This window comes from Azospirillum sp. UENF 111221, from assembly GCF_058780625.1.
The window spans coordinates 68,540-82,355 of sequence record NZ_JBSNCH010000005.1 but is presented as its reverse complement, the minus strand read 5'-3'; the positions used below and the strand labels follow the sequence as shown (position 1 = coordinate 82,355).

General features: G+C 67.4%; 13 protein-coding genes and 1 pseudogene. 5 read left to right on the top strand and 9 right to left on the bottom strand.

The annotated features are described in order from the left end of the window. Nucleotides 1-485: 485 nt before the first annotated feature. The 5 genes from accC to ACWPN3_RS14740 form a co-directional block, all read right to left on the bottom strand. On the bottom strand, nt 486-1,826 hold the full coding sequence (gene accC / locus ACWPN3_RS14760) for an acetyl-CoA carboxylase biotin carboxylase subunit (protein ID WP_109452067.1): 1,341 nt from the start codon (nt 1,824-1,826) through the stop codon (nt 486-488). Between the two features lie 19 nt (nt 1,827-1,845). Further along, the gene (accB, locus tag ACWPN3_RS14755) at nt 1,846-2,295 is read right to left on the bottom strand and encodes an acetyl-CoA carboxylase biotin carboxyl carrier protein (protein ID WP_098740163.1); all 450 of its coding nucleotides are present in this window, start codon (nt 2,293-2,295) and stop codon (nt 1,846-1,848) included. A gap of 22 nt (nt 2,296-2,317) precedes the next feature. After that, nucleotides 2,318-2,767 (bottom strand): type II 3-dehydroquinate dehydratase, encoded by a 450-nt coding sequence (aroQ, locus tag ACWPN3_RS14750; protein ID WP_098740164.1) that lies wholly within the window; start codon nt 2,765-2,767, stop codon nt 2,318-2,320. A gap of 41 nt (nt 2,768-2,808) precedes the next feature. Beyond that, nucleotides 2,809-3,699, bottom strand: coding sequence for a substrate-binding periplasmic protein (locus ACWPN3_RS14745; RefSeq protein WP_492261535.1), 891 nt, complete (start codon nt 3,697-3,699; stop codon nt 2,809-2,811). Nucleotides 3,700-3,951: 252 nt separating this feature from the next. Further along, entirely contained in the window at nt 3,952-5,424 is a 1,473-nt protein-coding gene (locus ACWPN3_RS14740; protein ID WP_492240305.1) for a dynamin family protein, read from the bottom strand. A gap of 152 nt (nt 5,425-5,576) precedes the next feature. Here ACWPN3_RS14740 and ACWPN3_RS14735 point away from each other — a divergent pair, with 152 nt between their 5' ends. The 3 genes and pseudogenes from ACWPN3_RS14735 (at nt 5,577) to ACWPN3_RS14725 (ending at nt 7,599) form a co-directional block, all read left to right on the top strand. After that, on the top strand, nt 5,577-6,326 hold the full coding sequence (locus ACWPN3_RS14735; RefSeq protein WP_492240304.1) for a hypothetical protein: 750 nt from the start codon (nt 5,577-5,579) through the stop codon (nt 6,324-6,326). Between the two features lie 543 nt (nt 6,327-6,869). Then, nucleotides 6,870-7,133, top strand: a pseudogene (locus tag ACWPN3_RS14730) (helix-turn-helix domain-containing protein); the annotation flags it as partial. Further along, entirely contained in the window at nt 7,132-7,599 is a 468-nt protein-coding gene (locus ACWPN3_RS14725) for a hypothetical protein (protein ID WP_492261534.1), read from the top strand. The pseudogene ACWPN3_RS14730 and the gene ACWPN3_RS14725, both read left to right, overlap by 2 nt. Nucleotides 7,600-7,772: 173 nt before the next feature. On the opposite strand, the gene mepK is transcribed toward ACWPN3_RS14725, so the two are convergent. Beyond that, complete coding sequence (mepK, locus tag ACWPN3_RS14720) at nt 7,773-8,312, bottom strand: peptidoglycan L,D-endopeptidase MepK (protein ID WP_492240303.1); 540 nt, start codon at nt 8,310-8,312, stop codon at nt 7,773-7,775. Between the two features lie 487 nt (nt 8,313-8,799). Between mepK and ACWPN3_RS14715 the strand changes: the two genes are divergently transcribed. Next, nucleotides 8,800-10,128: a L,D-transpeptidase family protein gene (locus ACWPN3_RS14715; protein WP_247872714.1), complete on the top strand. Its 1,329-nt coding sequence runs from the start codon at nt 8,800-8,802 to the stop codon at nt 10,126-10,128. A 34-nt stretch (nt 10,129-10,162) separates the two neighbouring features. On the opposite strand, the gene ACWPN3_RS14710 is transcribed toward ACWPN3_RS14715, so the two are convergent. Continuing rightward, complete coding sequence (locus tag ACWPN3_RS14710) at nt 10,163-10,531, bottom strand: DUF2934 domain-containing protein (protein WP_109095500.1); 369 nt, start codon at nt 10,529-10,531, stop codon at nt 10,163-10,165. Nucleotides 10,532-10,846: 315 nt separating this feature from the next. Between ACWPN3_RS14710 and ACWPN3_RS14705 the strand changes: the two genes are divergently transcribed. Continuing rightward, the gene (locus ACWPN3_RS14705) at nt 10,847-12,478 is read left to right on the top strand and encodes a polysaccharide deacetylase family protein (RefSeq protein ID WP_492240302.1); all 1,632 of its coding nucleotides are present in this window, start codon (nt 10,847-10,849) and stop codon (nt 12,476-12,478) included. Between the two features lie 22 nt (nt 12,479-12,500). On the opposite strand, the gene ACWPN3_RS14700 is transcribed toward ACWPN3_RS14705, so the two are convergent. Then, nucleotides 12,501-12,863, bottom strand: a complete 363-nt coding sequence (locus ACWPN3_RS14700) for a hypothetical protein (RefSeq protein WP_492240301.1) — start codon at nt 12,861-12,863, stop codon at nt 12,501-12,503. Between the two features lie 136 nt (nt 12,864-12,999). Next, the gene (locus tag ACWPN3_RS14695) at nt 13,000-13,416 is read right to left on the bottom strand and encodes a hypothetical protein (RefSeq protein ID WP_492240300.1); all 417 of its coding nucleotides are present in this window, start codon (nt 13,414-13,416) and stop codon (nt 13,000-13,002) included. Between the last annotated feature and the right edge of the window lie 400 nt (nt 13,417-13,816).

Sequence of the window (13,816 nt, the reverse complement as noted above, 5' to 3'; positions counted from 1 at the left end):
ACGGGGCCTCGTCAGACAAAGGGCAGGTTCGGGCAGGCAGGCCGGCACGACGGGTCGCGACCGGTGGACAGACAGAGGCCAGCGCACCGCCTGGAAAAAGCGATGGTTCGGCACAGCTAACGGAATGGCGTTTCATCTACTCTGGGTAGCCCATGTCCGCACTGACACAGATCAAGTCAGCAAGGGGCGTGCCATGCACACTGAATTCTTCGCAAACCGCCGTTCCGGTAAAACCCTGATGACCGGGCAGGCGCTTCCACCGGGATTCGTCACGTCCGGAGTCGCAATTTGCGAATGAAAACGCGAGTCATCCGAGAAATTATCAAATTGCAAAAGAACAGAGTCCCCGCGGGAAGCGTCAATCACAACATCAGAAAACATTAATAAAGAAAAAGCCCCTCTCTCGACTTGGAGAGAGGGGCCTCATGACTGCGACATTCCGCCGCAGCATTTCCGCGCATGTGAAAATGCCGCGAACGGTCAGGTCAGGACTTCGCCATCAGCTGTTCGAGCCAATGGATGTCGTAATTGCCGTCGATGAAGGCCTGCTGCGCGATGATGCGGTCATGCAGCGGCAGCGTGGTCTGGATGCCGCCGATCACATACTCCTCGATGGAGCGGCGCAGGCGCATCAGGCACTCGTTCCGGGTGGTGCCGTGGACGACCAGCTTGGCGATCAGGCTGTCGTAATGCGACGGCACGCGGTAGCCGTCATACAGCGCGGAATCGACGCGAACGCCCAGCCCGCCCGGCGCGTGATAGCCGTCGATCTTGCCCGGCGACGGGATGAAGGTCTCCGGGTTCTCGGCGTTCACGCGGCATTCGATGGCATGGCCTTCGAAGCGGATGTCCGACTGGCCATAGCCCAGCGGCGCACCGGCGGCGACGCGGATCTGCTCGCGGACCAGATCGATGCCGGTGATCATCTCGGTGATGGTGTGCTCGACCTGAAGGCGGGTGTTCATTTCGATGAAATAGAACTGCCCGTCCTCGTAGAGGAACTCCATCGTGCCGACGCCGCGGTAGCCGATGGCCGCCGCCGTCCTGGCCGCCAGATCGCCGATGAAGGCGCGCTGCTCGGCGTTCAGCGCCGGGCTCGGCGCCTCCTCGATGACCTTCTGGTGCCGGCGCTGGACCGAGCAGTCGCGCTCGCCGAAATGCACGCAGGTGCCGTGGGTGTCGCCCAGGAGCTGGATCTCGATGTGCCGCGGATGGCCGAGATACTTCTCCAGATAGACCTCGTCGTTGCCGAAGGCGGCGCGCGCCTCGCCACGGGCCAGCTGATAGGCTTCCTTCAGCTGGTCGGGGTTGCGGGCGACCTTCATGCCCTTGCCGCCGCCGCCCGCCGCCGCCTTGATCAGCACCGGGTAGCCGGTCTCGTGGGCGACCTTCTCGGCCTCCTCCAGCGACGTCACCGGACCGTCGGAGCCGGGCACCACCGGCAGCCCCTGCTCCATCACCGTCTTCTTGGCGGTTACCTTGTCGCCCATGATCCGGATATGCTCCGGCGTCGGGCCGATGAAGGTGAAGCCGTGCTCCTCCACCATCTCGGCGAACTGGGCGTTCTCCGACAGGAAGCCGATGCCGGGATGGATGGCGTCGACATTGGTGATCGACGCCGCCGACAGGATGGCCGGAATGTTGAGGTAGCTGTCGCGCGCGGACGCCGGACCGATGCACACGCTTTCGTCGGCGAGGCGGACGTGCATGGCGTCGGCGTCGGCGGTGGAATGCACCGCCACGGTCTGGATCCCCATCTCGCGGCAGGCGCGGTGGATGCGGAGCGCAATCTCACCACGGTTCGCGATCAGGACCTTTTCGAACATCGCCAAGGGAATGCCCCGCTTACTCGATGATGAGGAGAACTTCGCCGAATTCGACCGGCTGGGCGTCGGACACCAGCACCTCGGCGACGGTGCCGCCGCGCGGGGCCTTGATCGGGTTCATGACCTTCATCGCCTCGATGATCATGATGGTCTGGCCGGCCTTGACCACGTCGCCCGGACGGACGAAGGGGGTGCCGCCCGGCTCGGCCGCCAGATAGGCGGTGCCGACCATCGGCGAGGTCACCGCACCCGGATGGCTGGCCGGCTTTGCGGCGGCCGGCGCCGCCACGGCGACCGGAGCGGCCGCCAGGACCGGGGCTGCCTGGACGGCGACCGTCTGGGCGGCGGTCGGGCGGGTGACGCGGATACGCTTTTCGCCCTCGGCGAACTCGATCTCGCTCAAGCCCGTCTCACGCAGGAGGTCCGCCAGCTTGCGGACCAGATCGCCGTCGATGTCGAAGCTCGCCATGATGTCAGTCGTTCCCGTTTCCTTAATCGCGGTCGATGATGTTCGCGATGGCGTCCAGCGCCAGAAGATACCCGTGCGGCCCGAACCCGCAGATCATCCCCCTCGCCACCGGCGAGATGTAGGAGTGATGGCGGACCGGCTCGCGCTTGAAGATGTTCGACAGATGGACCTCGATCACCGGCAGATCCGACAGGATCAGGCTGTCCATGATCGCGACCGAGGTGTGGGTGTAGGCGCCGGCGTTGATGACGATGCCGTCATTCTCCGTGCGGGCCTGCTGAATCCACGAAACCAGTTCGCCTTCGTGATTCGACTGCCGGAAATCCACGGTCAGACCCAGCGTGTCGGCACGCTCGTGGCAGGCGGCCTCCAGCTCGTCCAGGGTCATCGACCCGTAGATTTGCGGCTCCCGCACACCCAGCATGTTGAGGTTCGGCCCGTTGAGGACCAGAATCGACGCGTCGATGGCCACAGCCCGCGCCCCTTTTCCATGATCGAAACCGCGCGTTTATATCACGAAGCACCGTCCTGTCCATGGCGACGGGGGCCTTCCGCGCGGAAAAGCGCGCCGGAATCCGGAATATCGCCGCGGCTGGGCCGGAAGACCGCGCGGACCCCCGGGGAAAACCCCAGCAATATCAGGGAGCAGGCTGAAGCGTGTGGCTGACGAGAAGCTGGTCGTAGACGCCCTGCCGCTTCAGGGCGTTCAGCCCGTCGTTGAAGACCGCGACCGCCGTCTCCGCCCCCGGCGTGCCGCGCCCGACCACCAGATGCAGCGTGACCACGGCGAAGGGCCGGTCCGCCACCCGGATGTCGTCGGCCAGACCGGAGCGCTGAAATCGCCGCGGCGCCGCTGAACTCGTCGATCACCAGGACGTCGGCCCGCCCGGTCGCCACCATCCGCACGCAGGCACCCAGGTCCGACGGGGTCTGCCGGGTCAGTCGGCCCTGGCCGACCATCGCCTCCAGCCCGGCCGGCAGGGCATAGCCCACCGGCTGGCAGATCGTCCGTCCCTGGAAATCCTCCAGGCCGCCGGAGTCGCCGCCGCCGGTCCGGCCGTTGAACTCCATCCCGGACCGGTTCGAGAGATAGACGAACTGCCGCACCTCCATCACCGGGTCGGAGAACAGCACCTCCCGCTCGCGCTCCGGCGTGCGGATATAGGGAAAGGTGGCAAGGAAACGGCCGGCCACCACGCCGTCGTAGCCCCGCTTCCACGGCATGAAGCGCACATCGTAGCGGCGCCCGCCGACCGCGAAGGCGCGGCGGACCAGATCGGTCACCAGCCCGCCCCCCGGCAGGTCGTCGCCGGTGTAGGGGGCATAGTCGCCGCCGGTCACCAGATCCAGGCCGGTATAGGGAGCCGGAGCGGGAGCCGTGCCGCCGGCCTCCGCGCCGGGCACCTGCGCCTGCGGCTGGACCGGGGCGACGCACAGCAGCAGCCCGGCCAGGGCGGCGCCCGCGGCCGAGGATCTCCACCGTACCGATCGCTCCGTTTGCCGAATCCCGCAAGTCCGTTGGCCATCCGCTGGTGGGTCCGGCGCCGTGGTCGCACGGCGCCGGCCAAGATCTAAGCGCTGAGATCTAACGGCCAAGATCTAACGGCCTGGACGCCGCACTGTAAAGAGCCGCCGATACTCGCCGCCGGCTTGCGGTCACTCGGCCGCGGCAGCCGGGCCGGCGGCGGCGTCCCGCGCACGGCGGCCGGCGGGATCGGTGTAGAGGTCGTTGATGCGCTGGACATGCACCGCCGTCGCCTCGCGGATGGCGAAGATCGCCTTGCGCGCCCGCCCGCCCCAGCCGGCCGGCTGCGTGGCGAAGATCGAGCGGAAGAAGCGGGTGTTCCGCAGGAAGGCCTGCCGCAGGTTCAGGTCGACGTCGCCGAAACGGTCGCTCAAGGTGGCGGCGATGCGGCGGGCGAAGAACTGGCGCAGCTTGAAATGCCCGGCCAGGAACAGCCCGCCCAGCAGCAGGGCGGTGCCGATCAGGTGCAGCGGAAGCCCGCTGTCGCCGGACTCGGACAGCCAGCCGAGGAAGGCGCCGAAACCGCCGCCCAGCGTCTGCACCACGGTGCCCAGCAGCCCCAGCAGCAGCACGCCCCACACCGCGTCGCCGATCAGCACGCGGCGGCGCCACTTCGCCATCGCCTCGCGCAGCTTGGGCAGCACCTCGCCCTCGACCTCCTTGGTCAGGCTGTCGATGGAGCCGATGATGCGATAGGCGCGGGCGACCTCGACCTCGTTGATGCGGGTCTGGAGTTCGGCCAGATCATGGTCGCGGCGCGCCTGGTAGCGGGCGCGGCGGCCGTCATCCTCGATGTCGACGGCGGAGCGCTGGTCGTAGATGGCATAGAAGCGGCCCGACACCAGCCCGGCCTGGGCGATGGCGCGCTGCCAGGCGCCGAACACCGCCTCGAGATTGTCCTCCTTGGCGGTGGTGTCGACCTGGTTGAGGATGTAGCAGACCTTGCGGGCGTCGGCGCGGTTGACCGTCTTGGCGACCAGATGGCGCAGCGTGTCCTGCATGGCGCCCGGTTCCGGATGGCGGGCATCGAAGAAGACGAGCACGAGGTCCGACAGCTCGACGATGTGGTCGACCAGCCGCAGGACCGAACGGCGCTGGTCGTCGGCGTCGAAGCCCGGCGAATCGATGAAGATCTTGCCCTTGGTCCGCGGCCCGGCCAGCGTCTTCAATTGCAGGTAATTGTCGATCCGCTTGCCCTCGCCAGCGGCGACCTTCTCGATCTCGTCGGCGATGCGATAGAAGGGGAAACGAGGGTCGGCGTTCAGCGCGGTGCCGGGCAATGCCTCCTTGCGGGTTTCCGGACCGTGGCAGATGACGGTGAACTTGTCGTCCACCGCCTGATTGCCGGTGTTCTGCAGCACCTCGCCCAGATAACCGTTGAGGAAGGTCGACTTGCCGGCGGAGAAGGTGCCGAGCACCGCGACCATCGGCCACCAGGGAATGCGGGTGGTCAGCGATTCATGGCGGTCGATCAACCCCAGCCCGGCCAGGATGCGGTCGAAGGCGCGGAAGGTCGGGAGGACCGGCAGCAGGTTGGGATTTTCCGCCCGCAGATGGGCATCCAAAGCCGCAAGGCGCTGCTGAAGGGCTTGCCGGGGGGTCATGGCGGGCGAATTCCACTGTTGCACGGGCCGAAAAGAACGGCCCCTCTCTAGCACGGGCGGGACCGGCACCGGACATGAAATCTCCCTCATCTTCCGTCCGGGATTATCCGGGCAGGGAGCCGGGGCGCGGAATCCGGACGGGGCCGGGCGAAATGCCGCGGGAACAGGACCGGGCGGACGCGCGTTTCCCGGCGATGGACGACAGCGACCATCAGGACGACGGCCAGAGCGGAGGCAAGGATGGCGGCCTCGGGGAAAGCCGCGACGGCGGGCCCCTGCCGGCGGGCGCCGATCAGGCGCATCGGCTGACCGCGGACGAGCTGGCCTTCCTGCTGCGCGACCCGATGCTGCGGGCGCGGGAGGCGGAGCGTGCCGCGAAGTCCAACCGCAGCCGCACCGAACGGCGGGCGGCGGACCCGGCCTATGCCGAGCGGCTGCGGGCCGGCGACCGCGAGCGCCAGCGCCGGCGGCGGCGGCGCGATTCCATCGGCCGGCCCGAACCGCCGGAGCCGGTCGCCGCCGACCTGCCGGATCTGACCGTGGCGCGGGCGGAGGCGCTGCTCGCCGACCATCTGGACGGCAACCCGTCCGCCCAGGCGGCGCAGCTGCGCGGACGGCCGGACCGTATCCGGCTCTATGCCGAGGCCTTCGTCGCCTACCGCGTTCTGTCGACCGGCGGCGTCCGGCCGACCCGCGGGGCGCTGGCCGCCCTGCTGAAGTCCCGCTTCGGCCGCACCGTCACGCCGTCCCAGGTCCAGAAGCTGCGCGACCATGTGGAAGGCTTCGCCATGGCCGGCGGCCCCTGGGCCATGGAGGCCTCCCACCCGTCCGGCATTGCCCGGACGAGGAACCCGCGGAAGGCCGATACGGATAGTCACGCACCACGGCCCCCGCGCCCCTGAATCGCCGGTTCTCGGCCATGGTTAACGGCGACTTAATAAGGTTAATTAAGTATTAACGCTTGTCTGGCCAACCATGCGGCCCGACCGGCCGGGTCGACATGCAGCGTGACGGACCGTATCGGCCTTGGGAGAGGAAAGTTTCTCTCTGTCCTTCGGTTTATTTATTACAACCAGAAGGCCTTCCACCACCATTTGTGGCGGTACAAATCTTATCGGTTCCCGATCACGGAATTTCTATAATCGAAAAGCTATCGACCCAACCAATGGATGATCCCAAAGACTCGGTGATTTCCGCAAAGGGATGAGCACAGGGTTCCGGCAGAGCCTCGGCGCAATTGATTCTCACCGGCGGCTGAAATAATACAAAGCTGTAATATGACAACCCCTGCGAATGCTGCACCACCACCAGCGCCTATCGGCATATGGCAAACACACACCAATATTCAGAAGTTTTCTCTTGAATCGCTTCAACGAATGTGTAAACAATATTTTCATTCTCGCAAAGACAAGCCGCGGAAGACTGGGCAGCGGAGACCGATGGACATGAGTGAACCGACGGCGCGCAAAAGAGGACGACGCGGATCGCCGGAATCCTGGTCTGTGGACGCCCATGTCGGGCAGCGCGTGCGGATGCGCCGAACCCTGCTGGGAATGAGCCAGGAAAAACTGGGCGAAGCGATCGGCCTGACCTTTCAGCAGGTCCAGAAATACGAACGCGGCTCCAACCGTATTTCGGCGGGTACCCTGTACCGGCTGAGCCAGGTTCTGGACGTTCCCGTCAGTTTCTTTTTCGATACCTACAACGATGCCGACAGCCCACGCCGCCCACGCAGCGGTTTCGAGGAGTTCTGACGACAGCGACAGCCAGATCAGCCGGCGGGAGGCGCGGTTGCTGCGCCTGTGGCGCGCCGCCCCCTCCCATGTGTCGGACGAGATGCTGTCGCTGCTCTCCGCCCTCTCTCCCGAAATCAGGGAGCCGCCGGAAGGCCCCGGCGAGGGTGAGGACGGCGAACCGGATGCCTCCCCCCGATCGGGCAGCTCGCAATCGCCGGTCAACGGCGGAAGCCGCCTCGCCGGCACCGAGATCGTCGCCACCGGTCCGGAGGGGGAAAGCGTCCGCAAGGCCGGCCGTCCGGTGCGCAGCGATGCACCGCGGGTCAAGCCGGTGAAGTCGGCCGATGCCGCCAGCCAGAGCAAGTCGCGCCGGCGTCATGGCGCGGTGTGGGACCCGACCGACATCCTGCGCGCGTCCAAGCCGTCGCCGAGAAGCTGATCCAGGACCGGAATCCGGTCCGGCATTCCAGAATGCAGCGCTTCACCGCCAACAGATCGGAAGCAACAGCACATCGAAGCGCCACCATGGGAAAAGGCTCCGCATCGGCCGATGCGGAGCCTTTTTCAAACCAGGACGGGCACGGTTGCCCGTGGCCTTGCCAGCTGCCGACCTTACCAGCTGCGGACAGGACCGACGTCGAGATGGACGAAGCCGCTGCGCGGATAGAAGCCGACGCCACCGGACTGCATCCCCTTCGCCGTCTCGGAAATGGCGCGAAGCTGGGTGTCGGGAAGGCGGATGTCGATGGCCATGCCGCGGGTGTGATAGCTCTCCTTCGCGACGCCACGCGACCGGCGCCGGGCCATCGCATTGGTGCGGCGGGAGCGGTAGCCGCAGATCACCTCGAACGGATCGTCGGATCCGACGCTCTGGTGAACGCGGGCGAGCAGGTCGAACAGGCGCGGGTCGTAGTGGCAGACCTGCTTGGCGCGATGGTCGCGCAGAAGTACGTCAAGCTTGCGCAGCGCGTCCGGCTTGTAGTTGCCGTCAGCCCAATAGACGCCGTCGAACCGTTCCTGCGTGTTGATGTTGTGCAGGCTGAGGCGCCGGACACTGCCGGCCAGGGGAGCGGCTTCCACAGAGCCCGATCCCAGAAGGACCGGCGCCGTCGCCACACCAGTCACCACGCTGGTGGCGACCCCCGTCATCATCCCCGATGCGGCCGGAAGAGCCGCAGATACCGCCGCCGCGGCAAAACCAAGGAACCCGCGCCGCCCGATTGCCGGTGCGGCACGCTCATCATCCCCCAAATGCATCCCCGAACCTCGTCGTCTTACGTTTTTGCCGTTCTACGCTGTGGCCGTTCGGCGTTTGGCGGGTCGCGCGGCGCCCGCGGTGTATAGTATCAGCCTTAGGACCAACGCTGATCCGAAGCGTCCCGTCTGGTGTGAATCGTCTCCGGACGGATATTCGTATAAGGAAGGTCATCGGCTGAGGCAATTAAAAAATTTTGCAGTGTGACCTTCTTGCATAGGCGGGTCATAGGACGGCGGCAGGAAGATCACACCGGAAGAATGATCGACCGGATTTCTCGCCGCGCGCCTCGCCTTCCATTATTGCGTTGCATAAATTGATCAGAAGGGCAGCGGTGCATCCATTCCGATGCTGCGCTGGACCACAGTGACAGAAGGTGCCGCCATGATCGCTTCCGCCGACCTCCGCATGTCCCGCAAGCTGGCCCTGCTGGCGCTGACCGCCGCATCGGCGATGGCGCTGCTCGGGGCCGGGCCGGCGGACGCCCTGCCCTACCGCGACACGTTGACCCAGTGGGCCGACCGGTTGGACGCCGCCGCGGTGGAGTTGGACAGCGCGCCCGTGCAGACCTCCACCCGGATCGGGGAAGGCGGACTGATGAAGCTGGGCAGCAGCGGCGAGCGTGTCGGCCGGCTGGCTCAGCGTCTGGCCGAACTCGGCCTGCTGCCGGCCGACAAGGTGTCGGAGGTGTTCACCGTCGACGTCGACCGCGCGGTGAAGGCCTTCCAGCTCGCCCAGCGGATGAAGCCCGACGGGCTGATCGGCGCCGGCACGAGGGCGGCGCTCGACCGCACGCCGGCCGAGGCCGCGGCGCTGATGCGGCAGAGCGCCGTCGCGATGCGCAGCTTCCGCGACACCGCCCCGGACAATATCCTGGTGGTGAACCTGACCAACCAGACCACCACCCTGGTCCGCGGCGGGGAGGAGGAGCTGACGATGCGCGCCATCGTCGGCCGGCCGTCGCGCGAGACGCCGCTGCTGACCGACCGCATCACCCACGTCATCGTCAACCCCACCTGGACGGTGCCGCCCACCGTCCTGAAGGAAGACAAGCTGCCGAACCTGCGCGCCAAGGGCACGCCCGGCATCCAGAACGCCATCGTCTATCTCGACGGGCAGGAGGTGGCGCCGGAAACGGTCGACTGGCACGACGTCACGCCGGGCCGCGTCCGCATCGTCCAGCAGCCGGGCGACCACAATGCGCTCGGCCGCTTCCGCTTCAACCTGACCAACCCGTACGACATCTATCTGCACGGCACCAACGAGCCGCGGCTGTTCGCCCGCGAGCTGCGCTCGATCAGCTCCGGCTGCGTCCGTCTGGAGGATCCGCGCAAGCTGGCCGAACTGCTGTTGCAGGGCACCAGCGTGACGCCGGAGCGGATCGACCGCCTGCTGAGCAGGCAGCAGCCGCAATGGGTCAAGCTGGCGACGCCGATGCCGGTGCAGTTCGTCTACTGGATCGCGACCGTTGAGGCCGATGGGGCGGTCCGCCTGCATCCGGACATCTATGACCGGCTGGACGACGCGCCGGCCGCGGTGTCCGTTCCGGCGCCGCTGCCCGGTGCGCTTCCGGGCACCACGCCCGCCGCGGCCCCCGCGCCGGCTCCGGCTGCCCTGCCGCCCGGCGGCGGGCAGCCCGACGCGGGCCGCGCCGCCATGCCGCTGGACAAGAGCGGCACGGCGGAACAGTCGGCAGGCAGGTCCAGCGTCTGAGGAAGGCCGGACCGCGCGGCGCCTGCCTATAGGGTCAGGCCCGGCGCCGCGTCTTCTTGCTGCGGTTGGGCGGCACGGCGGTCGATGCGGCCTCTTCCGGCGTCGGCCAGACGTCGCGGTCGCCGCGCATCGGGATGCCCATCTCCTCGCCCTGGTCGGCGAGGCCGGGCTGTTCGCCCTGATTGGCGATGCTCAGCACCGGCTCGACCGGTTCGGTTCGCATCGCGGTCGCTTCCGGACCGCCGGCGGGGTTGGGCTTCAGCGTGTCACGATAATTGTCCTGGATGGCAATCTCTTCGCTGGCCAGTTCCCAATGGGCCTCGGAACGACCCTCCGGCCGGCCTTCATTGACCCAGATCTCGTGCGCGCGCCGACGGATGCGGCTTTCCAAATCCTCGGCCATACGGGTCGTCTCCTTCACGGGTGGGGCTTGCGGGGGGAGGCGGGAACGGCGCCCGGCGGCAGTCGCCGCCCAGGCCCATCCCGCCGGTCCTGTAGTGAACCCCGCCGCTCCCCCGGCGGTTCCGGCGCGCTTCCGCCCTATGCTTTCGTACTGCCCGCATCCGCTACCGTTTCCGAACGGCAACGCCCCTGTGAAAAGCGGCGAAGCCGCCACAATTCCGCCGCTTGTCGTTTGAATTAACCCCATCGTGATGATATTGCACCGCCATCAACCGGCGGTCCGCAGACAGTGGCTGGGCCAAGCGACGGGACCGATATGTTGCGCATTTTCTGGCCGAATCCCGCCTCAACCAGCACCCGGACCCGGGCGGCCGATGCCGTCCGAAGCCAAGGCGGCGCCCTGGCCCCGCGTGACCGCGCCGGCCTGCTCAAGGTCGCTTTGCTGGCCTGCGTGCTCGGCCTGCCCGCCCTGCCCGCAGCCGCTGCCGAGCCCGCCGCGAAGCGCCCGTCCGCCGTAAAGGTGGAGGCGAAGCCTGCTGTCCCGGTGCAGGCCGCCACGCCCGCGGCGGCCCCGGCGCCCGATGGTCCGATTCTACAGCTGGGCATCTATTCCCGCGACGGCGATGCGTGGCTGAGCTGGAAGAATTTGCAGCAGCGCGAGCGGGACCTGACCGCGGGTCTGACCGCTTCGGTCCTGCCGCTGGACGGGAAGAGCGGTGCCGGCGTGGCGCTCTACGCCCAGGTCGGCAAGGGCACGGACGCGCGGGCGCTGTGCCGGCGGATCGTCGGCGCCGGCTTCGGCTGTCTCCTCGTGGACCGGCCGGCCGTGGCCGAAAAGCCGGCAGAGAAGGCGGCGACAGCCGCTACTGCCACTGTCGTTGCTCCGTCCGCGCCGGCGGCGGGCGGCGCCTCGGCAATCCCGGGATTGGCCCCTGCTATGCCTGCTGCGTCGGCCCCTGCAACGGCAAAGCCGCCGGCCGTGACCCTGGCGGTCGCCCCGGCCCCCATGCCGGCTGCCGCAGCCGCCGAGGCCAAGCCGCCGCAGCCGGCCGGCAACCGCGAGACGGTGACGACAACCACCTCTTCCGTGCTGGCGCCGATCGGTTCGGCTGTCGCCGCTCCGCTGGCTCCGCCGCCGCCGTCGGTGGCCAACGCCACGCCGCCAGCCGACGGGCTGATCATCTACAACGAGGAAGACGCCCGCACCATGGCGGACATCGAGCAGCACAGCCGCCGCAAGGGCCGGCTGCGCTCGGTGATGCCGGATTCGCGCTATGACGTGATGCCGGCGACGCTGAAGCGGGAGAACTGGAACCTCTGCGCCCTGACCTTCGACGACGGGCCGCACCGCACGGTCACCCGCCAGATCTTGGACATCCTGAACCAGGAAGGCGTGCGCGCCACCTACTTCCCGGTGGGCCGCATCGCCGAGCGGCAGGGCGACCTGATCCATGATTTCGTCGCCGCCGGGCACGAGATCGGCAACCACAGCCTGACCCATTCCGACCTGCGCAAGATGGACGCCACCGGCGCCCGCTACGAGATCGCGGAGACCAACCGCATCCTGCGCAGCTTCGGCGCCAATCCGGTGCTGTTCCGCCCTCCCTACGGCCGCTATTCGGAAGAGCTGCTGACCATCGCGCGGGACGAGCGCATGGGATCCGTCCTGTGGTCGGTGGACACGCGCGACTGGCAGGTGCGCAACGCCGACAAGATCGTCAGCCAGATCAAGCTGGGCGGGCTGCCGGGCAACGTCTTCCTGATGCACTCCACCTATCCCAGCACGGCGCAGGCATTGCCCCGCGTCATCGCCGAACTGAAAGCCAAGGGCTGCGAGTTCGTCACCCTGTCGGAATGGCTGGAACGGGCGCGCATCCTGGCGCTGCCGAAGATCGTCAATGCCGGCATGCCCTCGGCGGGCGGGGACGAGGCGAACGGCCGCCAGTAACGACCGCCTGTAAGCCCGTGTTTCAGCGGGCGCCCTTGCCGTCCTGCTTCTTGCGGTTCTGGGCGTATTGGCGGATCACCGCATCGACTTCCGTCGGCAGGATGCTCCAGGTCGCACCGACATTGTCGCCCTTCACCTCGACCACCGAAACGGTCGCGTTGAAGGTGAATTTGCCGGCGGCATCGTCGACGCGCACCGCAACCTTGGCGTTCTGCCCGACCACCAGCGACCCGTCGAAACCGCGGGCGACGAAGCCCTTGGGCGTCAGCGACACGATGGGATAGCTTTTTCCGTCGCACTGGATGACGCTGACCGGCATGCGGGCCGCCGGCTTGGCCGCCTTCTTGTCGGCCACCGAGACCTTCAGAAAATCGAAAAGCCCCATACCCTGCCCCCGGAAAGCCGCCCCCGCTTGCGACGGACGGAAGGGCGAATGCCGCCCCCGCCCGCGATTAAACGCGGGCACGCTTCGCGTAGCAACGAAATCCTGCCGGGTTTCCGTCAGGGAAAAGCCTGATGCCTCAGGGACGGCCGCTGCCCTGCCCGGTCTCCTGCCCGAAGCCCTGCATTGCCGCCCATGCCCGCTGCGCCCGCCTGAAGGACAGCAAGGTGAAGGGCAGCAGGGTGACGAGGACAACCGCCATGCCGACAATCACCGACAGGGCCCCCAGCGCATCGGTGGCCGGAAGCTGCGCAACCAGGCTGGCCATGAGATGGAGGATCAGCGCCCCCAGCACCGACGCGCCCAGCAGCGGACCGACCAGGGCGGGCAGCCCGCCCAGGAGGCCCCGTGCCGGCGCTTCGGTCGGCTTGGCGACGGCATCGCCGTCCGCCCATCCGGCCCGGCCCGGCCCAGGCCGGATCAGCCCAGTCGGGACCAGCCCAGGCCGGACTGCCGGGTATGGCAAGCCGGCGACGCCTCGCACAACGCTCCGCATTGGCACCTCCGCTCTGGCTGTTCTCCCCGCACCCCGTACGGTCTCATTCGCTTGGCCCCTTCGGATTGCCGAAGGAACCGGTTTGGGAACTATAGGGTGCTTTCTCCGGTCTGGCCAAAATCCAATACGGTTACCCCCTTACGCTGAGCGCCGGACCGATCCCTGCCCAAAGTAAAGGCATCTTATGGACAGGTTCATTGGATAGGCACGACGAAGGGCTTGGCCGCCGGCCTCGCCTGCGGTCTCCACAGAGGCTGTGGATAACTGTGTGGGCAAGCCGTGGGCAGTCCCGATTCGCGCAAGGCGATTCAAGGGGCCTGCTGTGTTTGCCCAAAAATCAGGCAATCTACGCAACCACCTGATTTATAAGAATAATCACGTTTTTCCGGCTGTCGGGGCC